The organism is Granulicella pectinivorans (assembly GCF_900114625.1).
In the GTDB taxonomy this organism is placed as follows: domain Bacteria; phylum Acidobacteriota; class Terriglobia; order Terriglobales; family Acidobacteriaceae; genus Edaphobacter; species Edaphobacter pectinivorans.
In genome coordinates this window covers 2,115,061-2,136,854 of record NZ_FOZL01000001.1, presented here as the reverse complement: position 1 = coordinate 2,136,854, position 21,794 = coordinate 2,115,061, and the positions used below count along the sequence as shown (strand labels likewise).

General features: G+C 62.5%; 17 protein-coding genes. 12 read left to right on the top strand and 5 right to left on the bottom strand.

Annotated elements, in window-relative coordinates:
• The first annotated feature begins 11 nt into the window (after nt 1–11).
• The 4 genes from BM400_RS08575 to BM400_RS08560 all read left to right on the top strand — a co-directional run bounded on the left by BM400_RS08575 (nt 12) and on the right by BM400_RS08560 (nt 2,709).
• On the top strand, nt 12–623 hold the full coding sequence (locus BM400_RS08575) for a D-sedoheptulose 7-phosphate isomerase (RefSeq protein WP_089838474.1): 612 nt from the start codon (nt 12–14) through the stop codon (nt 621–623).
• A gap of 74 nt (nt 624–697) precedes the next feature.
• Nucleotides 698–1,129: a peptidase inhibitor family I36 protein gene (locus BM400_RS08570; RefSeq protein WP_175528930.1), complete on the top strand. Its 432-nt coding sequence runs from the start codon at nt 698–700 to the stop codon at nt 1,127–1,129.
• A gap of 30 nt (nt 1,130–1,159) precedes the next feature.
• Nucleotides 1,160–1,591, top strand: coding sequence for a peptidase inhibitor family I36 protein (locus tag BM400_RS08565; protein ID WP_089838470.1), 432 nt, complete (start codon nt 1,160–1,162; stop codon nt 1,589–1,591).
• Between the two features lie 68 nt (nt 1,592–1,659).
• Nucleotides 1,660–2,709: an NAD-dependent epimerase/dehydratase family protein gene (locus BM400_RS08560; protein ID WP_089838469.1), complete on the top strand. Its 1,050-nt coding sequence runs from the start codon at nt 1,660–1,662 to the stop codon at nt 2,707–2,709.
• Between the two features lie 20 nt (nt 2,710–2,729).
• Here the strand turns inward: BM400_RS08560 and BM400_RS08555 are convergent, their stop codons facing one another.
• Both BM400_RS08555 and rfbH read right to left on the bottom strand, forming a co-directional pair.
• Nucleotides 2,730–3,629 carry a cobalamin-binding protein gene (locus tag BM400_RS08555; RefSeq protein WP_089838467.1) on the bottom strand — a complete coding sequence of 300 codons (900 nt, stop codon included), beginning with the start codon at nt 3,627–3,629 and terminating at the stop codon, nt 2,730–2,732.
• 12 nt (nt 3,630–3,641) lie between these two features.
• A complete protein-coding gene (gene rfbH / locus BM400_RS08550; protein WP_089838464.1) occupies nt 3,642–4,979 on the bottom strand; it encodes a lipopolysaccharide biosynthesis protein RfbH in 1,338 nt (445 codons plus the stop codon).
• A gap of 126 nt (nt 4,980–5,105) precedes the next feature.
• Between rfbH and rfbF the strand changes: the two genes are divergently transcribed.
• Nucleotides 5,106–5,876, top strand: a complete 771-nt coding sequence (rfbF, locus tag BM400_RS08545; protein WP_089838462.1) for a glucose-1-phosphate cytidylyltransferase — start codon at nt 5,106–5,108, stop codon at nt 5,874–5,876.
• A gap of 30 nt (nt 5,877–5,906) precedes the next feature.
• Here the strand turns inward: rfbF and BM400_RS08540 are convergent, their stop codons facing one another.
• Entirely contained in the window at nt 5,907–6,683 is a 777-nt protein-coding gene (locus BM400_RS08540) for a TIGR03435 family protein (RefSeq protein ID WP_089838460.1), read from the bottom strand.
• A gap of 38 nt (nt 6,684–6,721) precedes the next feature.
• On the opposite strand from BM400_RS08540, the gene rfbG reads away from it, so the two are divergent.
• Both rfbG and BM400_RS08530 read left to right on the top strand, forming a co-directional pair.
• Entirely contained in the window at nt 6,722–7,831 is a 1,110-nt protein-coding gene (rfbG, locus tag BM400_RS08535) for a CDP-glucose 4,6-dehydratase (protein WP_089838458.1), read from the top strand.
• A 68-nt stretch (nt 7,832–7,899) separates the two neighbouring features.
• A complete protein-coding gene (locus tag BM400_RS08530; protein ID WP_141223852.1) occupies nt 7,900–9,360 on the top strand; it encodes a metallophosphoesterase in 1,461 nt (486 codons plus the stop codon).
• Between the two features lie 46 nt (nt 9,361–9,406).
• On the opposite strand, the gene BM400_RS08525 is transcribed toward BM400_RS08530, so the two are convergent.
• Complete coding sequence (locus BM400_RS08525; RefSeq protein WP_089838454.1) at nt 9,407–9,640, bottom strand: hypothetical protein; 234 nt, start codon at nt 9,638–9,640, stop codon at nt 9,407–9,409.
• 402 nt (nt 9,641–10,042) lie between these two features.
• Here BM400_RS08525 and glgX point away from each other — a divergent pair, with 402 nt between their 5' ends.
• Both glgX and BM400_RS08515 read left to right on the top strand, forming a co-directional pair.
• Complete coding sequence (gene glgX / locus BM400_RS08520; RefSeq protein ID WP_089838452.1) at nt 10,043–12,208, top strand: glycogen debranching protein GlgX; 2,166 nt, start codon at nt 10,043–10,045, stop codon at nt 12,206–12,208.
• Between the two features lie 55 nt (nt 12,209–12,263).
• On the top strand, nt 12,264–13,517 hold the full coding sequence (locus tag BM400_RS08515; RefSeq protein ID WP_089838450.1) for a zinc dependent phospholipase C family protein: 1,254 nt from the start codon (nt 12,264–12,266) through the stop codon (nt 13,515–13,517).
• 10 nt (nt 13,518–13,527) lie between these two features.
• On the opposite strand, the gene BM400_RS08510 is transcribed toward BM400_RS08515, so the two are convergent.
• The gene (locus tag BM400_RS08510; RefSeq protein ID WP_089838448.1) at nt 13,528–15,123 is read right to left on the bottom strand and encodes a DHA2 family efflux MFS transporter permease subunit; all 1,596 of its coding nucleotides are present in this window, start codon (nt 15,121–15,123) and stop codon (nt 13,528–13,530) included.
• Nucleotides 15,124–15,223: 100 nt separating this feature from the next.
• Here BM400_RS08510 and BM400_RS08505 point away from each other — a divergent pair, with 100 nt between their 5' ends.
• The 3 genes from BM400_RS08505 (at nt 15,224) to BM400_RS08495 (ending at nt 21,738) form a co-directional block, all read left to right on the top strand.
• Complete coding sequence (locus BM400_RS08505) at nt 15,224–17,155, top strand: glycoside hydrolase family 35 protein (RefSeq protein WP_089838446.1); 1,932 nt, start codon at nt 15,224–15,226, stop codon at nt 17,153–17,155.
• Between the two features lie 10 nt (nt 17,156–17,165).
• A complete protein-coding gene (locus tag BM400_RS08500) occupies nt 17,166–19,907 on the top strand; it encodes a glycosyl hydrolase (protein ID WP_245781757.1) in 2,742 nt (913 codons plus the stop codon).
• 397 nt (nt 19,908–20,304) lie between these two features.
• Nucleotides 20,305–21,738: a glycoside hydrolase family 28 protein gene (locus BM400_RS08495; protein WP_089838444.1), complete on the top strand. Its 1,434-nt coding sequence runs from the start codon at nt 20,305–20,307 to the stop codon at nt 21,736–21,738.
• Nucleotides 21,739–21,794 lie beyond the last annotated feature (56 nt).

Sequence of the window (21,794 nt, the reverse complement as noted above, 5' to 3'; positions counted from 1 at the left end):
ATAGGAGACACATGAAAGACCTGATCAAGCGCCAGCTCAACCAGTCCATCGCCACCATGACCGCAGTTCTCGCCGACGAGACCATTCACGACGCCGTCGTTGAAGCCGGACGCATCACTGCGGAGGCCATGAAGGCCGGCAGGAAGCTCATGGTCTGCGGCAACGGAGGCTCCGCCGCCGACTCCCAGCATCTCGTCGCCGAGTTCGTCTCCCGCCTCACCGTCGACCGTCCCGCCCTGCGTGCCATTGCGCTTACGACCGACACCAGCATCCTCACTGCCATCGGCAACGACTATCACTACGACAACGTCTTCGAGCGCCAGGTAGAGGCCCTCGGTAACGAGGGCGACGTCCTCCTCGCCATCTCGACCAGCGGCAACTCCAAGAACTGCGTCAAGGCCCTCAAACTCGCAAAGACTATGGGCATCCACACCATCAGCTATACCGGCAACGGCGGCGGTGCGATGAAGGACCTCTCCGACCTCAACGTCATCATTCCTTCGGGGATCACGATGAACATCCAGGAATCGCATATCGCCCTTGAACACATCTACTGCATGATCGTGGAACGGTTCTACTTTGGTCCCGACTTCGGGAAAAAGCCGCAGCATCTGGCAGAGTAAACGGCGAAGATGTTCAAGATGCGAGATAGCCCCCGATGGCTATCTCGCATCTTACTTTTGCAGGAGACATCTGCATGAAACGCAAAGCTCTTACCTTCGTCGCACTCGCCGCAATCGCCCTCGGTCCCATGACAAGTTTCGCGGCCTCGCCACAGGATGGCCCAAAGCCTCGTCCCTGGATGTACGACCGTGAGGAGCCGGGAGTTTACACCGCGGAGTGGGACGGCCGTCCCGACCCCGATCGCGGAGTCTGTTTCTACACTGACCCAGCCTTCACCGGACACCACTTCTGCATCACAGCCGGACAGAAGATGAACGCTCTCCCCAAGGGCTTCGGCGATAAGATCACCTCGCTGCGCACCTTCGGTGGCGGCGAAGCGACCGTCTTTTCGAAGAAGAAGTTTGGCGGGCATCGCGCCACCTTTACCGGTGAGGTCTCGGACCTCGGCGACACCGAACACCGCCGCAACTGGAACGACAAGATCTCCTCGATCTCCGTTCACTAAACAGGCCGTACACACGATGAAAGGCAAGCCATGAAGCACTTCTTCCTTACCGTTTTTGCGTTCGCTCTCTTCGCATCCACAGTCCCCTCGCAGGCTCAGTATCCGCAGGGACCACCGCCGCCACGTCCCTGGGGATACGACCACGGTCAGCCCGGAACGTACCGGCCGGAGTGGGATCGTTACCCGGACCCGGAGCGCGGGGCCTGCTTCTACACCGACAAAAACTTCTCGGGGCACCGCTTCTGCGTCCGCGCCGGAGATCGCCTTCCGTCTCTTCCGGCAGGATTCGGAAATCGCATCTCATCCATTCGCGTCTTCGGTCGCGGCGGTGTGACGGTCTTCGATCAGCAAGGCTTTCGCGGAGCACGCGCCCAGTTCGGCACGATCGGCGACCTTGGCTATACCGGCCGCGGCGATCGGCGTGGATGGAACGACCGCATCTCCGCCATCGCAGTCCGCTAACGGACGCATAAGCGGAAGACGCGCCCCTTTGCGGGGCGCGTCTTCGTTTTGGGTGACAATAAGACAGCATGGCCTCTCAACCTCTCCCCCTCGACGATCTCGCCCACATCCTCGCCCATACGCAGGCGATCTTTCCGGCGCTTCAGGACCAGCGCGTCTTCCTGACCGGAGGCACCGGCTTCTTCGGACACTGGTTGCTGGAGAGCCTGCTGCATGCCAATCGCGAGCTCTCTCTGAATGCGTGTGCGACGGTGCTGACCCGCAATGCCGAGGCCTTTCGCACCAGGGCACCGCACATTGCGAACGACCCCGCGATCACGCTCCTGGAGGGCGATGTGCGAACGTTTGCGTATCCCACCGAGCATCATCGCTTCGTCATCCACGCAGCGACGGACTCCGGTGGCCAACAGGCCCAGCGGCCCGCCTATGAATTGGCCGAATCGATTCTCGAAGGAACCAGGCACACCCTGAAGTTCGCGCTCCAGACGAAGGCGACGCGGCTTCTCTTTACCTCGACCGGAGCCGTTTACGGCCGCAACATCACGGGGCTGACGCATATCTCCGAGGAGTACCCCGGTGCGCCCGATCCGCTTGCTTTGGTCTCCTCCTACGACGAGGCCAAGCGCATGTCCGAGCATCTCTGTGTCGCGTACTCAGACCAAACGCACCTGCAGTGCTCCATCGCACGCTGCTTTGCGTTTGTGGGACCGCATCTGCCGCTCGATGCTCACTTCGCGATTGGGAACTTCATCCGAGACGCCATCGCCGGGACACCGATCCACATCAAGGGCGATGGCACGCCGCTGCGTTCGTATCTCTATATGGCCGACCTGGCCATCTGGCTTTGGACGATGCTCTTCACCGCTCCGGCGAACCGCGCCTTCAACGTCGGTTCCGAAGAGCAGCACTCGATCGGCTCGCTCGCTCACCTGACCGCGCACACGCTGCGTCCAGGCCTCAGGGTGCAGATCGACGGAACGCCGAAGGCTGGAGCGCCAGTCTCCACGTACGTGCCGGGCACGCAGCGGGCAAAGCAGGAGCTAGGGTTGACTCAGCACATCTCGACCGAACAGGCCCTGCTGCGCACAGCGGCGTGGCACGGCTTTACTCCCGCCTGAACGCCTCCGCCGGCACCGCGTCATAGCTGCAGCCACGCTCCCTCAGGCAGCGGGACGGAAAAGTCCTGCTGGAAGAGCGCATGCATCACCTCGATGCCTTCAACCAGTCTTGGCCCGGGCCGAGAGAAGTGCGCGTTGGCATTCACCGCGTAGACACGCCCCTTCTTCACAGCCGGTAGAGTGTCCCACCACTCCGGCATCGTCATCGCCCGATACTCACCTGCCGCAGCTTGAGCGTAGTATCCGCAGGGCATCACAAGGACCACGTCGGGCGAGAAGTTGCGTACCGCCTCCCACTCCATGCGAGTGCTGTACGCCCCAGGCGCGCCCAGGCCATCGACGCCGCCTGCGATCGCAACCATCTCAGGAACCCAATGCCCCGCGTTGAAGGGAGGCTGAAGCCACTCGAGACAGGCTACGCGTGGAGCATTGCGTTTGACCTTGTGGCGAATCGCTTCCACACGAGCCCGCAGCGAGGCCACCAGATGCAGCGCCCTGTCTTCACAATGCGCGGCACGCCCCACCGTCTCGATGTCGGCGAAGACATCGTCAAGCGTGTGGGGCGTCAGCGTAACGACTTCAGGCCGCGAGGGAAGATGGTAGAGCGCCTTCGCAAGATGAGTGGGAGTGACTGCGCAGACATCGCAGAGCTCCTGCGTGATCACGAGATCGGGAGCGAGGTCGCCAAGGCGATCCACATCCACGTTGTAGATGCTCTCACCACGCGCTGCGTGCGCCGACACCTCGCGATCAATCTCCTCCGGAGTCATGCCGTGATGCAGCACGCTGCCGACGAGGATCGTCTTCGTGCGCGCCTCCGCCGGGTAGTCGCACTCGAAGGTCACGCCGGCTACGTCATCCCCCAGATCGAGCGCGTAGAGGATCTCCGTAGCCGAAGGAAGCAGCGAGCAGATGCGCATACGATGAGCCCTTTAGACGACCTTCAACCCGCTCTTCGCAGCAGCCACAAAATCGATCGCGGTCTTGGCGATATAGTCGAGCATCTCGGTCGTGAGACCGGGGAAGACCCCAAGCCAGAAGACCTGGTTCATCACATAGTCGGTGTTCTTCAGGTCGCCGACCACGCGATACTCCCAGCCCTCATACGCGGGCTGCCGAAGCAGGTTTCCGGCAAACATCAGCCGAGTGCCCACCTTGGCCGCGTCGAAGGCCTTCGTCATCTGGTCCCGCGTAAACGGAGCATCCTCCTTCACGGCGATCGGAAACCCGAACCAGCTCGCATCCACATGCTCCCCGGCAACGGGCAGGACGAGAACGTCTTCCAGCGGCAGCAGAGCGTTCTTGAGATATGCGAAGTTCTCCTTGCGCCGCTCGATGAAGTGCGGCAGCTTCGCAATCTGCGACACGCCCAGAGCCGCCTGCATGTCGGTCGCCTTCAGGTTATAGCCGACGTGCGAGTAGGTGTACTTGTGGTCGTATCCGCAGGGCAGCGTGCCGAGTTGCCAGTCGAAGCGCTTGCCGCAGGTGTTGTCTACGCCGGGCTCGCACCAGCAGTCGCGGCCCCAGTCGCGGAAGCTGTCGATCAGCACCTGAAGCGCAGGCTTGTCCGTGAGAACCGCGCCACCCTCGCCCATGGTAATGTGGTGCGCGGGATAAAAGCTGACGGTCGCAATATCGCCGAACGTACCAACCTTCTGCCCCTTCCAGGTGGTGCCAAGGGCGTCGCAGCAGTCTTCGACCAGCCAAAGGTTGTACGTCTTGCAGAACTCCGAGACCGCGCCCACGTTGAAGGCATTGCCAAGGGTGTGGGCGATCATCACGGCCCGCGTCTTCTCGCTGCGCGCCTCTTCCAGCTTGGTGATGTCGATCTCGAACGTCGGCAGGGTGACGTCGACGAAGACCGGCACCAGACGGTTCTGAATGATCGGATTCACCGTCGTCGGAAAACCGGCGGCGACAGTGATGACCTCGTGCCCGGGCTTCAACTGGCGGTCGCCAAGCTTCGGCGAGGTCAACGCCGAGAGCGCAACAAGGTTGGCCGAGGAGCCGGAATTGACTAGCGAGGCCGAACGAACCCCAAAGAACCGGGCCAGCTTGCGCTCGAAGTCCTTGGCGAAACGTCCTGTCGTGAACCAGGCGTCGAGGGCAGAGTCCACGACCGAGCAAATGTCGTCGGCCTCAATAACCTTGCCTGAAACCTGTACGCCGGACTGTCCCGGGACGAACGGTTTCTTCGGAAAGGCCTCTGCGTGATACTGGGCCGTAAGTTCGAGGATCTGCTGGCGGAGCGCAACTGCTTTATCGGTCATATCTACCCACAAGAATACCAGTGAGATGCGAGAATCGACGTCATCCGCTGCCCGGTGAAATACTGTTCCAGAATGGTGGCAATTCAGGCCGCACAACCTGCATCACACCGTAAGAGGCTCAAACGAATGAAAGCAGTCATCCTGGCCGGCGGTCTCGGCACGCGCATCAGTGAAGAAACCACCCTGCGTCCCAAGCCCATGGTCGAAATCGGCGGACGGCCGATCCTGTGGCACATCCTGAAGCTCTACTCACAGCATGGCATCAACGACTTCATCATCTGCTGCGGATACAAGGGCTATGTCATCAAGGAGTACTTCGCGAACTACTTCCTGCATACGTCCGACGTCACCTTCGATATGAAGGAGAACAAGATGGAAGTCCACAACTCCGTCGCCGAGCCCTGGCGCGTCACGCTGGTCGATACCGGCGACGCCACCGGAACTGGCGGCCGCCTTCGCCGCGTAGCCCAGTACCTGACGCCGGGAGAGCCCTTCTGCATGACCTACGGAGACGGCGTGGCGGATGTGGACATCAGCGCCTCCATCGCCTTCCACAAGGCACACGGCAAGGCCGTGACCCTGACCTCGGTGCAGCCCGTAGCCCGCTTCGGAGCCCTCGGCCTGAAAGACACCCAGATCTACAGCTTCCAGGAGAAGCCCCAGGATGAAGGCGGCTGGATCAACGGAGGCTTCTTCGTCCTCGAACCACGAGCCATCGAAGCCGTCACCGACGACAGCCAGATGTTCGAGCGCGAGCCGATCGAGAAGCTCGTTGCCGGGGGAGAAGTCCATGCCTTCTTCCACCACGGCTTCTGGCAGGCAATGGATACGCTGCGTGACAAGACCCAGCTCGAAGAGCTCTGGCAGAAGGGCAAAGCCCCCTGGAAGACCTGGTGAGTGCGGGATCAGGTCCTCCTGATCCCCACCTCAGTCTGCTGAAGGCCGCGCCACCCCATCCACCACGAACGCGTCCACCGGTCCCTTGGTAGCCTCGAGCTTCAACCCCATCTGCTCCCGCACCGCGACAAACAGCGGCGGACTCGGCGCATCCTCCTTCGCCGCCGGAATCTCCCCGCCAAACTGCGTCTCATCCGGAGCCCACTCCAGATCGAAGTCGTACCGCCCCGTGAGCCCGGTCTTATCCACCACGGGCCTGTCCAGAATCGCCCTCTGCATCACCGCCACAAAGTCCCCCATCGAAGCATTCCGCGCCGGCATCACGATCTTCTGCGGATAGACCGTACTGATCGTCTGTGGCTGAGCATCCGGGGCTGACGCACTCGTCTTCAGCTTGGGTCCTCCGGGCGCGACAGTAAGCAGATACATCGACATCACCTTCGGCTCGCGGTGAAACTTCAAGCCAAATCGATCCACGAGCAACCCACGCAGCATCGCCATCTGCTCGGGCCGTCCCGGCCTCGTCTCGCCCGGCGTCCTGGCTTCAATGTTGTAGTGCTCCGACTCCATCCACGCCGGCCCGCCCGAAATCTCCTTGGCGTTCAGATCGTAGGCCGCCGCGATCAGGAGCTTCACCGTGAAGTTCTGCGCCACAAAGTGCTTTGTCCCGTCCATCTTGAGGATGCGGCTGGCCCGAGGGCCCGGATCGACGAGCTTCACCGTCGCCACGTCGAAGACGGATGGGGCGTTCTGTCCGCGTGCCACCCCGCACACCATCATCAAACCAGCGAATACAAAACGTCGCATCGTTTCCCTCCACGCCCGAAGCAAGTATCCTTGAATGTATGACGGACCAGCCCCCCTTTTCCTGGCAAGGCAGAAAAGTTTTCCTCACCGGCCACACCGGCTTCAAGGGCGGATGGCTCGCTCTCTGGCTCGCGTCGAAGGGTGCCGTCGTGCGTGGGTACGCACTGGATCCCTCCACGACACCCAGTTTCTTCGAAGTCGCCCGCGTCGGCGACCTCGTCGAGGACATCCGCGGCGACATCCGCGACGCCGCTGCGCTCGATAGGGCCATGCAGGAGTTTGCCCCCGAGGTCGTCTTCCACCTCGCCGCGCAGCCGCTCGTGCGTCTCTCCTACGCCGACCCCATCGGCACCTTCGAGACCAACGTCCTCGGCACCGCGAAGGTCCTCGATGCGGTGCGGCGGACACCCTCCGTCAAAGCCGTCGTCTCCGTGACGACCGACAAGTGCTACGAAAACAAAGAATGGGTCTGGGGATACCGCGAGACCGATCCGCTGGGCGGCTATGACCCCTACTCCAGCTCCAAGGCATGCGCCGAGATCGTCTCCGCGGCCTTTCGCCAGTCGTACTTCCCCGTGGAGCATCTTGCCAGGCATGGCGTCGCAGTCGCCACGGCCAGGGCCGGCAATGTGATCGGCGGCGGCGACTGGTCGCTCGACCGGCTCATTCCGGATCTGATCGCCGGCTTCCTGGCAGGCAATCCCGTTCCGATTCGGCGCCCCCAGGCCATTCGTCCCTGGCAGCATGTGCTGGAGCCCCTCCATGGCTACATCCGGCTGGCGGAGCAGCTGCTTCTGGAAGACCGTGCCGACGCCGCGCGGTACGCCACCGCCTACAACTTCGGGCCGCTGGATGAAGATGCGCGGCCGGTCGAGTGGATCGTCGAACGGATGACCGCCTTCTGGGGACATGGTGCCTCCTGGGTCCTCGACCAGGACTCGTCCGTCCACGAAGCAGGCTATTTGAAGCTGGACGCGAGCCGCGCCAAGCACGACCTCGCCTGGACCCCCAAACTTCGTCTCGAAACTGCCCTGCAGTGGCTCGTCCAGTGGTATCGCACCTGGCAGGAAAGTCCCGCGGGCAGCAAGGACATGCAGGCCTTTACCCTCACCCAGATCGCACACTACGAGGGGCTGACCAGAGGCTAGCTCCCTTCGTTTTGCATTTGCCCCCGGCCCTGTTTCGCGCACCAACCCAAAATCGGAGAGGTCCCCAAGTGACCCGTATCCACCTTTTGCTGCTTTTGCTCCTTGCTCCGCTTGCGCTGCCTGCGCAACAGCATCGTCATGCCCCGCGCACAGTTCCCGCCTTGATGCTCTCGGACATCCACTTTGAGCCCTTCTACGATCCCGTGAAGGCCGTGCAGCTCTTCTCCGCGCCCGTCACCCGCTGGGGCGCCATCCTCGACTCCGCCCCAACGCCGACACGCGAAAAGGACTTCGCCACGCTGAATGAGGTCTGCCACAGCCGCGGTGCCGACACCTCCGAAGCGCTCTGGCGCTCCTCGCTCAGGGCGATGCACCTGCGAGCAACCTCGGCTACCTTCGTCACCGTCAGCGGCGACCTGCTCGCGCACGAGTTCCAGTGCAAGTTCAAGCGCACCTTCCCGCTCGCGACCGACCAGGACTACGTGCTCTTCACCGCGAACACCATCCGGTATCTCGTGCGCGGTCTGCAGGCCAACTTTCCCGCACGCCCCCTGTATGTCGCCATGGGCAACAACGACTCCGGCTGCGGCGACTACCGCGAAGACCGCAACTCGGCCTTCCTCTCCGAGGTCGCAAAGATCGTCACCGCTTCCCTGCCGCCCGACGACCGCGAGGAAAACCTCCGCGACTTCTCCATTGGCGGCTTCTACAACGCCCCTCTGCCCCGCGAGATTCCTCATACCCGCATCGTGGTGCTCGACAACCTGTTTTCTTCGTATAAGTACACCAACTGCGCCAACAAACCCGGCGAGTATGCCTCGAATCAGCAGATCGCCTACCTGCGCAACCAGATCGCCGAAGCCCGTGAGCATCACCAGGTACTCTGGGTCATGGCTCATATCCCGCCCGGCATCGACCTCTATGGCACCCTGAAAAAGGGTTACGTGTGCGGGAAAACCCCTGCGGTCAACTTTCTTGGGAATGAGAAGCTCGGAGCAGTGCTGGCCGCGAACGACGACGTCGTCCGCCTCGCCATCTTCGCCCATACGCATACCGACGAACTGAGGCTCATCAATGAGGATTCGCAGGCGGCTGACGGCGCGGAGCAAGGAAAATCGGGTACCCCAAGAGGCCCGGGCGTCGCGGTCAAGATGATCTCGTCCATCACGCCGGTGAACGGCAACCTCCCCTCGTTCACCATCGCGCGCGTCGATCCCACAACGGCCAACCTGATCGACTACACCGTCTACGCATCCTCCAACATGACCGGCATCAACGCGTCCTGGACGAAGGAATACACCTTCTCCGAGACCTATCATCAGCCCAGCTTCACCCCCGCAACGCTGAAGCTGATGACCGACGCCTTCCACAACGATCCCAACGCCAGCTCCCCCGAGAGCAACGCATACCTGCGCAATATCTACGTGGGCGATCGCGCTCTGTTATTGAAGCCTCTGTGGCCGGAGTACACCTGCGCCCTCACGCACAACTCAGCGCAGAGCTTCGCCGATTGCGTCTGTAAAAAATAAAACAAGCGCAGGATCGCATTAGGCCGGCACGGAGAGACTGCCGCACCTACCTGTCGGCAAACGCCTTCACATGCTGCACCCCCTCGAGTCCATAAAGCAGCGTCTTGATGCGATACGCTTTGTCGTCGGGGGAGGAGACAAGAAAACTCACGCAGATCTCTGCCCCGCGCGCTTCACCGGCAAAGGAATGCACCTCGACCATCTGGCTTTCCAGCACCTGCAGAATGCGCGAGTACATCCTCCGTTGCGTTGTTGCGAATACATGGAACTTCCAGGTCATAGCGGCTCCTTTCGGGGAAATGTGTGCGGGCAATAGAAAAAGCCACCGATCGCTCTTGCGATGGTGGCTGCTGTTTTTGCGTATTTGCAACGAGTTACACGCCAGCACCACCGGGTGGGCTGCTAATCATCATGCTGGAGAGAGCGACCGCTTCCATCAGGAGCGAGTGAGCGACAACGGCGATGAGATCGGCGCGTAGCGACATAGCGGTGTATCCAGAAGTATCAGGTATCGAAAACCCGCGCAACCCGCAGGTGTTTGCCTTTCCACGATCGTCTTCGTGCCGACACAGCGACCCATCCCAAACACCCTGCACCCCACATTTGGCATCTACACAAGAAGACACTGACCCACGGGCCGCATACCATTGAGCGCTTCATCCTTCTGAGGAGACACTCCCCCATGCCGTACACGCTTCTTCCTGGCCGCCCCTATCCGCTTGGCGCGAATCCCTCTTCCAAAGGCACGAACTTTGCCCTGTACTCCGAAAACGCCACCAAGGTCACCGTCTGCTTCTTCGACGATTCCGGTCAGCAGACAGGCTGTGTCGAACTCACCGAGCACACCGCCTTCGTCTGGCACGGCCTCGTTCTCGGCATCCAGCCCGGACAGGTCTACGGCTACCGCGTCGAGGGTCCATGGGAGCCCGAACGCGGGCTGCGTTTCAACGCCTCCAAGCTGCTCGTCGATCCCTATGCCGAAGCGATCACAGGCGTCGTCGACTGGAAGCAGCCTATCTTCCCCTACAAAGTCGAGACCGGCAACGACCTGGAAAAGTGCGACAAGGACTCCGCTCCGGGCATGCCCAAGTCCGTCGTCGTCGATCGCCGGTTCGACTGGGGCGACGACTGTCCGCCCGAGACGCCGCTGGCCGATTCGATCATCTACGAGGTCCACGTCAAGGGCTATTCGATCAAGAATCCCATGGTGCCCGAGGAGATCCGCGGCACCTATGCCGGACTCGCGCATGAGTCCAGCATCAACTACCTGAAGAAGCTGGGCGTCACCGCAGTCGAGCTCCTGCCCATTCATCACTTCATCGACGATGGACATCTCCTCGATGAGGGCTTGTCGAACTATTGGGGCTACAACACGCTGGGTTACTTCGCCCCCATGGCGCGCTACTCCTCAAGCGGCGACAAGGGCGGCCAGGTGCGCGAGTTCAAGGAGATGGTGAAGGCGCTGCACCAGGCCGGTATCGAGGTTATTCTCGACGTCGTCTATAACCATACCTGCGAGGGCAATCACCTCGGCCCCATGCTCTCCATGAAGGGCGTAGATAACACCACGTACTACCGCACCGTGCCGGGCGACCCACGCCACTACATGGATTACACCGGTACCGGAAACACGCTGAACGTCTACCACCCCCAGGTGCTGAAGCTGCTGATGGACTCCCTGCGCTACTGGGTCACGGACATGCACGTCGACGGCTTCCGCTTCGATCTTGCCGCCACCCTCGCCCGCGAACTGCACGACGTCAACAAGCTCTCGGCCTTCTTCGATACCATTCACCAGGATCCAATCCTCGCCGACGTGAAGCTCATCGCCGAACCCTGGGACGTAGGCGAAGGCGGCTACCAGGTCGGGCAGTTTCCCGTGCTCTGGGCGGAGTGGAACGGCAAGTATCGAGACACCGTTCGCCGCTTCTGGAAGGGCGACGAAGGACAGCTTTCGGACTTCGCCTACCGCCTCACCGGATCCTCCGACCTCTACCAGTACGACGGCCGCAAGCCCTACGCGAGCATCAACTTCATTACCGCGCACGATGGCTTCACCCTCTGTGATCTCGTCAGCTACAACGACAAGCACAACGAGGCGAACAAGGAGAACAACCAGGACGGCACCAACGACAACGCCAGCTGGAACATGGGTGCCGAAGGCCCCACCGACGACGAGACCATCAACCGCATGCGCGAACAGCAGACCCGCAACTTCCTGGCCACGCTCTTTCTCTCGCAGGGAGTACCCATGCTGACCGGCGGCGATGAGGTCGCGCGATCGCAGCGCGGCAACAACAACGCCTTCTGTCAGGACAACGAGCTTGCCTGGTACGACTGGATCCTCGACCCGCCGCGCAAGCGCCTCATGGAATACACCGCGCAACTCATCCAGTTGCGCAAGGCTCATCCCAATCTGCACCGGCGCAAGTTCTTCCAGGATCGCGAGGTCAAGGGCTCGGTCGTGCGCGATATCGCGTGGTACAACCCCGATGGCAATGAGATCCCAGGGGAAGCATGGAATCAGCCCTATGCCAGAACGCTGGGCCTGATGCTCAACGGCAAGACCATGAACACGCCCAACGACGACGGCACGCCGATGATGGACGACAGCTTCCTCATCCTCGTCAACGCCGCTCCGGAAGGTGTGGACTTTACCCTGCCTCCCCAGCCGAACGGCAATCCATGGCGCATCCTTCTGGATACGCAAAACGTCGACGATCCCTTCGCCCAGCCCCAACCCACGCAGAAGCTCATCATCGGCGGACGGTCCCTGGTTCTGTTGAGCGACAGCGCCCATCCGGCCCCTGAAAAGCCCGCCGCAAAAAAACGTGCCGCGAAAAAGTAACGGTGTGTCCCATCGGCCGCTTCCGGCAGATGGGACACCCGCGCTACCATACCGCATGTCCCGCCTTCTGGCCCTGCTCTTCCTTATCCTCGTTCCGCTCCCGGCTGTGTCCTACTCCGTGCAGACACACCAGCAGATCATTGACGTCGCGTGGCTGGGCTCCATCCAGCCCCTTCTTCTCTCCCGCTACCCGTCCCTCAGCGCCGCCGACCTCCAGCAGGCGCACGCGTATGCCTACGGCGGCTCTGCGATCCAGGACATCGGCTACTACCCGTTCGGCAGCGCCTTCTTCTCCGACCTCACTCACTACGTCCGCTCCGGCGACTTCGTCCTCTCGCTCCTGCACAATGCGCAGAACGCAAACGAACTCGCCTTTGCGATCGGGGCCCTCTCTCACTACCTTGGAGACACCTACGGGCACTCCCTGTGCGTCAATCCATCGGTTGCCATCGAGTTCCCTGCGCTCGCCCGGCGCTACGGCTCTGTCGTGACCTACGAGCAGGACGAGCATGCCCATGTGCGCACCGAGTTTGCCTTCGATATCAACGCCATCGCCAAAGATCGCATGGCTCCGCTTGCCTACCTTCGCCACGTCGGACTTAAGGTTCCTCTGTCGCTGCTGGCGCGATCCTTCTTTGAGGTCTACGGGCTGCACGCCTACCAGATCATCGGACACCGCGAGCAAGTGCTCCGTGGGTACCAGTTCGCGGTACGCGCGTTCCTCCCGCGCATCGCCTACGCCGAGACACTGCTCCATCGGCACTCGATGCCGCCACCGGCCACAGGTCCGGAGGTCGCCACCCTGATCGCGACCATCCGTCAGGCGGCGCTTGAGAACAACTGGGATCAGTACCGGCGTCAGCCAGGCATCGGAACCTACTCGCTGGCGGGCCTGATCTTCATCCTGCCCAAGGTTGGCGTACTGAACAACCTCGCCATCCGCGGCCCCATCTCGTTCACCCAGGATCTCTATATCCGCAGCCTGAACCGCACGACGGACAGCCTGCGCGACGCGCTCAAAGACATCGACCACATCGACGCGGTTCTGCCCAACCGCGACCTCGACACCGGCGCCGCTGTTCGCCCGGGATCCTATCGTCTCACCGACCGGACTTACGCGCGGCTCCTCGGCTACATCGTCAAGACACCCACGCAGGCGATCCCGCCGGTCCTGAAGCACGACCTGCTCGCCTACTACGCCGATCCCAACGCGCCGATCGAGACACGCCGGCACGCCAAGCTGTGGGCGCAGGTGCAGACGAACCTCGCCACGTTAGCCACGGTTCCCACGCTCGTGGCTGCAAACTAGCGCACAGGGCTTAGTGTCCCATCGCCTCCGGGTCCAGCTTCACCTTCTTGGCCGGCAGCCGCATGATAAACGGCAGAGGCACCAGCGAAAGAATGACCACCGACAGGATGAAGAACGCGTTCTTGTAAGCCAGCATCGATGCCTGCCGCTGCATCTCGCGGTAGGCCATCCCAACGGCCGTCGAGCTGGCCTGGCCCGCGCTCATCCCGGCCGACTGCAGCATGGTCATCATGTTCGCCATGTAGATGCGGTACGGCACGCTGCCCGGAATCACATGCGCTCCCAAAGCCTGCTGCCTCACCTGCCCGCTGCGCGCCAGATACGTCGTCAGCAGCGCCGTTCCCGCACTGCCGCCCAGATTCCTGGCGAAGTTCGACAGCGAGGAGATCTGGTTGGTCTTGCTGGGCGGCACGCCGACATAGTTCAACGTACTGATCGGGATAAACACAAACGGCAACCCGATCACCTGGAGCGCGCGCCACAGCGTCACCGTCCCAAACGATGAGTTCAGATCAAGCCGCGTCAGGTTATAGATTCCCGCCGCAGTCGCCATATATCCCAACGCCACCATGATGCGCGGATCCATCTTCCCCAGCGATCTGCCCGCAACCGCCATCATGGCCATCATCACAAAACCGGCCGGCGAAAGCACCTTCCCTGCCTGCTCCGCCGTATACCCAAGCAGTCCCTGCAGATACTGCGGGATCAGCACCGTGCTCCCGAACAGCACCATCCCCAGAATGAGCTGCAGAAACACCGCTGTGCCGAAGTTGCGGTTCTTCAACAGCTTCAGGTCGACGATGGGGTCTTCATGCCGCCACTCCCACACCGCAAAGGAGATCAGGAGCACAACGGCCAGCGTAGCGAAGAGGCGAATCCACGGATCGCCAAACCAATCCTTCTCCTGTCCCTTGTCCAGCGTAAACTCCAGGAAGCCGACGCCCAGCGCCACCAGACCAAGACCCACGAAGTCCACCTTGGCCTTCTTCGCCGCCTCGCGCCGCACCTTCAAATGCGGTGGATCCTCAACCATCCGGTTGCTCAGATACAGTGACAACAAACCGATCGGCAAATTGATAAAGAAGATCCAGTGCCAGTTGAAGTTGTCCGTAATCCATCCGCCCAGCGTAGGCCCAATAGCAGGCGCAACCACGACCGCCACGCCATACATCGCGAACGCCTGACCCCGCTTCTCGATCGGGAAGGTGTCGGCCAGAATCGCCTGCTCACTCGGAGCAAGGCCGCCGCCGCCAGCCCCCTGCATGATACGCGCAAGAATCAGGATCGGCAGTGAAGGCGCAAGACCGCACAGCACCGAGCACACCGTAAACAGCGCCACGCACGTCATGTAAAAACGCTTGCGCCCGAAGCGGTTCGAGAGCCATCCCGAGATCGGCAGCACCACCGCCGACGCCACAAGGTAGCTCGTCAACACCCACGTCGCCTCCTCCGAGCTCGCGCCCAGAGACCCCGCAATATGCGGCAGCGCCACATTCGCGATCGACGTATCCAGTACTTCCATAAAGGTGGCGAGTGTTACCGTCATCGCCACGGCCCACGGGTTGTGACTAGGCACCCAGCCCAACCCGTTATCCTGTCCGCTCATTGTCCGACCATTATCTCAAATCCGTCGCTTGACTCTCGTCTCCTCGGTCCGCTACCGTCTCCATCAGCAGAAACTATTTCCCTATCGAATAGGCGCTTCCATGAAACGCATCCTCCTTGCCTGCGCCCTTGCCATCGCCGCCCTTCCAGCCATCCAGCCCGCCAACGCCGAGAAGCCCCATACCCTCGCCACCCAAGGCGATCACTTCACCCTCGACGGCAAGCCCTTCCAGATCGTCTCCGGCGAGCTCCACTACGCCCGCATCCCCCGCGAGTACTGGCACGCCCGCCTCAAGATGGCCCGCGCCATGGGCCTCAACACCATCGCCACCTACGTCTTCTGGAACGTCCACGAGCCCACACCCGGCCACTTCGACTTCTCCGGCCAGTACGACCTCGCCGCCTTCCTCAAGGCCGCCCAGGAAGAAGGCCTCTACGTCATCCTCCGCGCCGGCCCCTACGCCTGCGCCGAGTGGGAGTTCGGCGGCTTCCCCTCCTGGCTCCTCAAAGACCCGCGCATGTCCACCGCCCTGCGTACCAACGACCCAGCCTTCATGGTCCCCGCCGAAAGGTTCATCACCCGCCTCGCCCAGGAAACCTCCCCACTGTTAGCCGTCCACGGAGGCCCTATCCTCGCCGTGCAGGTCGAAAACGAGTACGGCAACTTCGGCAATGAAAAGGCCTACATGGCCCACATGCTCCAGATCTTCCAGAGCACCGGCTTCAAGGACGCCCTCCTCTACACCGTCGACCCCTCCAAGGCCCTCGCCAATGGAAGCCTCCCCGGCATCCTCGCCGGCGTCAACTTCGGCACCGGCAACGCCCAGCCCGCGCTCGCGAAACTCGCCGCCCTCCGCCCCGGCCAGGTCCTCTTCGCCACCGAGTACTGGCCCGGATGGTTCGATCTCTTCGGCCACCCCCACGAGACCCGCCCCCTCGCCCCCCAGCTCAAGGACATCGACTACGTCCTCTCCCACAACGGGTCCATCAACATCTACATGTTCCATGGCGGCACCAGCTTCGGCATGATGGCCGGAGCCAGCGCCAGCACCGGCAACTATCGCGGCAACGTCACCAGCTACGACTACGACGCCCCCCTCGACGAAGCCGGCCACCCCACCCCCAAGTTCTTCGCCTACCGCGACCTCATCCTCAAGTACACCCACGAAAAACCCCTCCCCGTCCCCGCCATTCCCGACGTCATCGCCATCCCGCCCTTCACTCTCTCAAAGTCCATCCCTGCTCTCTCCCCTTTGCCGAAGCCCATCGACTCCGCAACACCACTCTCCATGGAACAAGTAGGCCAGGACTACGGCTACATCCTGTACCGAACATTCCTCCCGAACCCCGCTCACGGAACCCTCGATCTAGGCCCCGTTCACGACTACGCGCAGGTCTACCTCGACGGCGTCCTCACCGGCACCCTCGACCGCCACTACAACCAGACCTCTCTCCCCATCACCACAACCCGCCAAGCCACCCTCGACATACTCGTCGAAAATACCGGTCGCCTCAACTCGACCAAACACATGCGTGAAGAGTGGAAGGGCATCCGGTCTGCCACGCTCGATGGCACTTCACTCACCGGCTGGCAGATCTACTCCTTCCCCTTCCACACGCCGCCGCCCACCAACCTGCCGATGGAAACGCGGCATCTCGAAGTGCAGCTCCGCGGCCCTCACATTGCCTCAGGCACCTTCACCCTCACGCAAACCGGCGACACCTTCCTCGACATCTCCGCCCTCGGCAAGGGCGTCCTCTGGATCAACGGCCACCCACTCGGCCGCTTCTGGAACATAGGCCCCCAGGACACCCTCTATGTCCCCGCTCCCTGGCTCAAGAAGGGCCGCAACGAAGTCATTCTCTTCGACCTCTTTCCCGCCAAGCCCGGAGTCACCCTTGCCGGCCTCACCAAGCCCATCCTCGACGGCCCCACCCCCACCTACGCCACCGACCCCGAGCGTAAGAAGAAGGAAGCCGCCGACGCCGAGTTCGGCCCCAAGCTAGCCGCCCCTGCACCCCCCAAGGAGTAAGCTGATCGCCATGAAGATGCTCGCAAGCGCACAAAACCGGGTGCCCCACATCTCGCTTCTGAGATGTGGGCTCGCCGCCGCCGCCCTTTCCATCGCCGCCATCTCCCCGGCTCAAACTCTCCGCAACGAGTTCCTCAACCCACCCGCCGCCGCCCGCCCCATGGTCCGCTGGTGGTGGTTCGGAGCCGCCGTCACCAAACCCGAAATCCTCAACGAGCTCCAACAGATGAAGCAAGACGGTATCGGCGGAGCCGAACTCGCCTTCGTCTACCCCGAGGTCCTCGACGACCCGGCGAAGGGCGTCAAGAACCTCCCCTTCCTCTCGAAAGAGATGCTCGAAGCCGTCACCTACGCCCAGGCCGAGGGCCGCAAACTAGGCCTCCGCATCGACGTGACGCTCTGCTCCGGCTGGCCCTACGGCGGCCCCGACACCACCCTCGAAGAGGCCTCCACCCGCCTCAAGGTCCTCGAGTTCGCCCTTCCTCCCGGCCAGAACGAGCCCCCCATGGTCAAGCTCCAGGACGGCGACGTCATCCTCTCGAAGGTCGTCGTCCCCGGCGAACCCAAACACTGGCACGTAGGCCCTGTCGACCCCGCCGGGCCCCGGACCGGCCTCATCTTCGTCCAGTCCCACACCCGTCAGCAGGTCAAGCGAGCAGCCGTAGGAGCCGAAGGCTACGTCCTCGACCCCTTCTCGAAACAGGCCGTCGCCACCCATCTAGCCAAGGTCGGCGAGCCCCTCGTCAAAGCCTTCGGCGCCACGCCCCCCTACGCCATCTTCTCCGACTCCCTCGAAGCCTACGGAGCCGACTGGACCCCGCGCCTCCCCGAAGAATTCAAAAAGCGCCGAGGCTACGACCTCATCCCCCACCTGCCGGAGTTGGCGGCAGGCGGAACGCCCGCCGCAGAGAAAGTCCGCCACGACTACGGCCGCACCCTTACCGAGCTGGTCGACGAAAACTACCTCACCCAGATCAACGACTGGGCCAAAGCCCACGGCACGAAATTCCGCTCCCAGACCTATGGCGAGCCGGCAGTCTCCCTGGCCTCGCAACGCCTCGTCGCTCTCCCCGAGGGCGAAGGCCCCCAGTGGCGCGCCTTCTCCACCCTCCGCTGGGCCACCAGCGCCAACCACCTCTTCGGCAACAACGTTACCTCGGGCGAAACCTTCACCTGGCTCCACTCCCCCGTCTTCCGAGCCACGCCCCTCGACATGAAGGCCGAGGCCGACATCGACTTCATCATGGGCGAGAACCAGCTCATCTTCCACGGCTGGCCCTACTCCCCACCCGCCTCCCAGCTCACCCCCGGCGACCCCGGCTGGAGCCTCTACGCCGCCGCCGTCTTCAACGATCACAACCCCTGGCACCCCGTCATGCCCGCCGTCACCGAGTACATCACCCGCATCTCGGCGCTCCTCCGCCAGGGCCAGCCCGCCAACCAGGTAGCCATCCTCCTCCCGACGGACGACGCCTGGGCACAATTCGCCCCCGGCAAGGCCACCATCACCGGCATCATGACCAAGCTCCTCCCCCCGGACCTGATCCCAACCATCCTCTCCGCCGGCTACAACTTCGACTTCACCGACGCCGACACCATCAATCGCCTCGGCATCCACCACCAGATCCTCGTCATCCCCCCCACCGACCGCATCCCCACCGAGACCGCGAAAAAGATCGCCGCCTACGCCGCTGCCGGAGGCAAGGTCATCGCCGTAGGCCATCTGCCCAGACTCACCGCGGAAGGCGCCCCCCTCACCACCAGCACCGACGAGATGGCCCTCATCCCCGACGCAGCCAGCCTCGCCAAAGCCCTCCCCAACGCAGCCGCACCGGATTTGCAGTGGAAAGGCACCGACGACGCCACAAAGAACGTTCTCGGCTTCATCCGCCGCAAGCTCCCCAACGCCGACATCTACTTCGTAGCCAATACCAGCAACGCCGCTCTGGACACGCAGGTCTCCTTCAACACCACCCGCAAGTACGCCCAGCAGATCGACCCCGACAGTACCGCGTCCATCCCTGCATCGGCCTCGAACCAAGCCCTCCACCTGGCCCCCTACGAATCCCGCATCTTCCTCTTCTCCGACGCCAAGCCGGGTACGACCCCGGGTGCCCCACATCCCGCATCTGGGATGTGGATTTCCACCGAACCCACCCGGCAGCTCTCCGATCTCGCCGCCGACTGGCACGTAACATTCCCCACCCTCAACAAGTCCATCGCCGAGCCAACCCTCACCGACTGGACCGCCGACCCCGCCACCAAAAACTACTCCGGCGAAGCCATTTACACCAAAGACTTCACGCTCACCTCCACGCCGAAAACTCCGGTCTTCTTAGAAGTCGAAGGCGGCCACGCCCTACCCGGCAACCCCACCACCAACCCCGAGCACCCCGCCCTCCTCCCCAACGGCCTACCCGACCCCAGGGTCACCCGCCCCGGCCCAGGCATGCACGCCTTCTACGAGGGCCCCATCCGCGAAGCCGCCCTCGTCGTCATTAACGGCCAACAGGCCGGAGCCCTCTGGCACCCCCCCTACCGTCTCGACGTAACAAAGTTCCTAAAGCCCGGCCAAAATAAGATCGAGATCCACGTCTACAACACGGCCTTGAACGCCTGGGCCGGCATCCCCCCGCACGACTACAAACCCCTCATCGAGAAGTACGGAGACCGCTTCCAGATGCAGGACCTACAAAAGGTCCAAACCATCCCCTCCGGCATACTCGGCAAAATCCACCTCGTCACCCAATAGCTCCAACCAACGCAGGAAGCCTCATCTCGACCAAGCCAAAAAACAAAGGAGGCGTCATCTCGACCGGAGCGATGGACAGTTTCATCGTCCATCGCGCAGTGGAGAGACCCCCGCATTTCGCTCTTGCTTCTAGGTACCCCGAGGCTTCAGCCTTGGGGCTCACAGGACCGCCAACAATAAGGGCTTTAGCCCCCGGGGTAGGCCTTTCAGCCCCCGCCAAGGACCTCCAAATATGACCGCCACCCTTGACACCCACGATAAAATGGAACCTGGAAAAATCAGTCCGGCGAAAGCCGGACTGTGCCGTTTAAGTCCAGACTTCCGCATACCGGAGTCCAGACTTAAGTCCTTATTCCGCCATACTTTCAGACTTAACCCCGGGGAGGGGGGTACCACCATGCCGACGCAGTCCGCAGCCCTAAGAACCGCCCCGAAGACCGCCTTGCGCAACACGTTCCAAACTATATTTTTAGCCCTCGCCGTCACCGCCACCGCCCAAGCCCAGACCGACGTCAACAACCCACGCACCTACGGAGCCAAAGGCGACGGCACCACCCTCGATACCGCCGCCCTCCAGCGCGCCCTCGACACCGCAGCCGCCAACCACGCCCCCGTCCACCTCACCCCCGGAACCTACCTCACCGGCTCCCTCTTCCTCCCCACCGGGACCGTCCTCGACATCCCCGAAGGCACCGCCCTCATCGGCTCCGAGCATCTCGAAGACTACAAACAGATCCCCACCCGCATCGCCGGCATCGAGATGACCTGGCCCGCCGCCCTCATCAACGTCCGCGACGCCCAAAACGTCACCATCACCGGCAAAGGCATCATCGACGGCGACGGTCCCATCTGGTGGAAGTCCTACTGGGATCTCCGCAAAGGCTACGAGCCCCGCGGCCTCCGCTGGGCCTCCGACTACGACGCCCAGCGCCCCCGCCTGATGCTCATCCAGAACTCCTCGCAGATCAAGCTAGGCGGAGGCATCACCCTCAAGCGCTCCGGCTTCTGGACCGTCCAGATCCTGTACTCCAACAACGTAGCCATCGACGGACTCACCATCCGCAACAACGAGGGCGGCAAAGGCCCATCCACCGACGGCATCGACATCGACTCCTCCCACGACATCACCGTCGCCCACGCCGACATCGACGTCAACGACGACGCCCTCTGCCTCAAGGCCGGCCGCGACTCCGACGGCCTCCGCGTCAACCGCCCCACCTACAACATCGTCCTGCGCGACTCCATCATCCGCCACGGAGCCGCCGCCGTCACCATCGGCTCCGAGACCAGCGGCGGCTTCCGCAACATCGAGGCCTACAACCTCACCGCCCTCTCCGGCGTAGGCTCCGGAGTCCTCATCAAATCCGCCCACACCCGCGGCGGCTGGGCCGACGACATCCGCTTCCACGACATGACCTTCGAAGGCGTAGCCATCCCCATCCACGTCACCATGAACTGGAACCCCAGCTACTCCTACGCCACCATCCCCGCCAACATCGACCCCAAAACCGTCCCTCCCTACTGGACCGTCCTCACCACCCACGTCCCCGACGACAAGGGCCTGCCCCACTTCAAGAACGTCCACATCTGGAACATCCACGCCACCGGCGCGAAGACCGCGATCCAGGTCGCCGCCTATCCCAACGCCACCCTCGACAACTTCAAGATCGACCACGTCGACATCCAGGCCCAGACCGCCGGCACCATCGCCGACGCCAAAGACTGGAAACTGGAAAACAACAAGATCCAAACCACCGACGGAAGCACAGTAAAGCTACTCGCCCCCGGAGCCACCCCCACCAAGGAGGGCACAGCCTTCGGCGACAAGTAGCGCCGCAAAATCGGGTGCCCCACATCCCGCTTCTGGGATGTGGGTTTACCGCCAAA

Coding starts and splice junctions, on each gene's coding strand:
- BM400_RS08525 (WP_089838454.1), bottom strand. CDS start 9,640: ATGACCTGGAAGTTCCATGTATTCGCAACAACGCAACGGAGGATGTAC.
- glgX (WP_089838452.1), top strand. CDS start 10,043: ATGCCGTACACGCTTCTTCCTGGCCGCCCCTATCCGCTTGGCGCGAAT.
- rfbH (WP_089838464.1), bottom strand. CDS start 4,979: ATGACCGATAAAGCAGTTGCGCTCCGCCAGCAGATCCTCGAACTTACG.
- rfbF (WP_089838462.1), top strand. CDS start 5,106: ATGAAAGCAGTCATCCTGGCCGGCGGTCTCGGCACGCGCATCAGTGAA.
- BM400_RS08500 (WP_245781757.1), top strand. CDS start 17,166: ATGAAGATGCTCGCAAGCGCACAAAACCGGGTGCCCCACATCTCGCTT.
- BM400_RS08560 (WP_089838469.1), top strand. CDS start 1,660: ATGGCCTCTCAACCTCTCCCCCTCGACGATCTCGCCCACATCCTCGCC.
- BM400_RS08495 (WP_089838444.1), top strand. CDS start 20,305: ATGCCGACGCAGTCCGCAGCCCTAAGAACCGCCCCGAAGACCGCCTTG.
- BM400_RS08510 (WP_089838448.1), bottom strand. CDS start 15,123: ATGAGCGGACAGGATAACGGGTTGGGCTGGGTGCCTAGTCACAACCCG.
- BM400_RS08555 (WP_089838467.1), bottom strand. CDS start 3,629: ATGCGCATCTGCTCGCTGCTTCCTTCGGCTACGGAGATCCTCTACGCG.
- BM400_RS08515 (WP_089838450.1), top strand. CDS start 12,264: ATGTCCCGCCTTCTGGCCCTGCTCTTCCTTATCCTCGTTCCGCTCCCG.
- BM400_RS08570 (WP_175528930.1), top strand. CDS start 698: ATGAAACGCAAAGCTCTTACCTTCGTCGCACTCGCCGCAATCGCCCTC.
- BM400_RS08565 (WP_089838470.1), top strand. CDS start 1,160: ATGAAGCACTTCTTCCTTACCGTTTTTGCGTTCGCTCTCTTCGCATCC.
- BM400_RS08540 (WP_089838460.1), bottom strand. CDS start 6,683: ATGCGACGTTTTGTATTCGCTGGTTTGATGATGGTGTGCGGGGTGGCA.
- rfbG (WP_089838458.1), top strand. CDS start 6,722: ATGACGGACCAGCCCCCCTTTTCCTGGCAAGGCAGAAAAGTTTTCCTC.
- BM400_RS08505 (WP_089838446.1), top strand. CDS start 15,224: ATGAAACGCATCCTCCTTGCCTGCGCCCTTGCCATCGCCGCCCTTCCA.
- BM400_RS08575 (WP_089838474.1), top strand. CDS start 12: ATGAAAGACCTGATCAAGCGCCAGCTCAACCAGTCCATCGCCACCATG.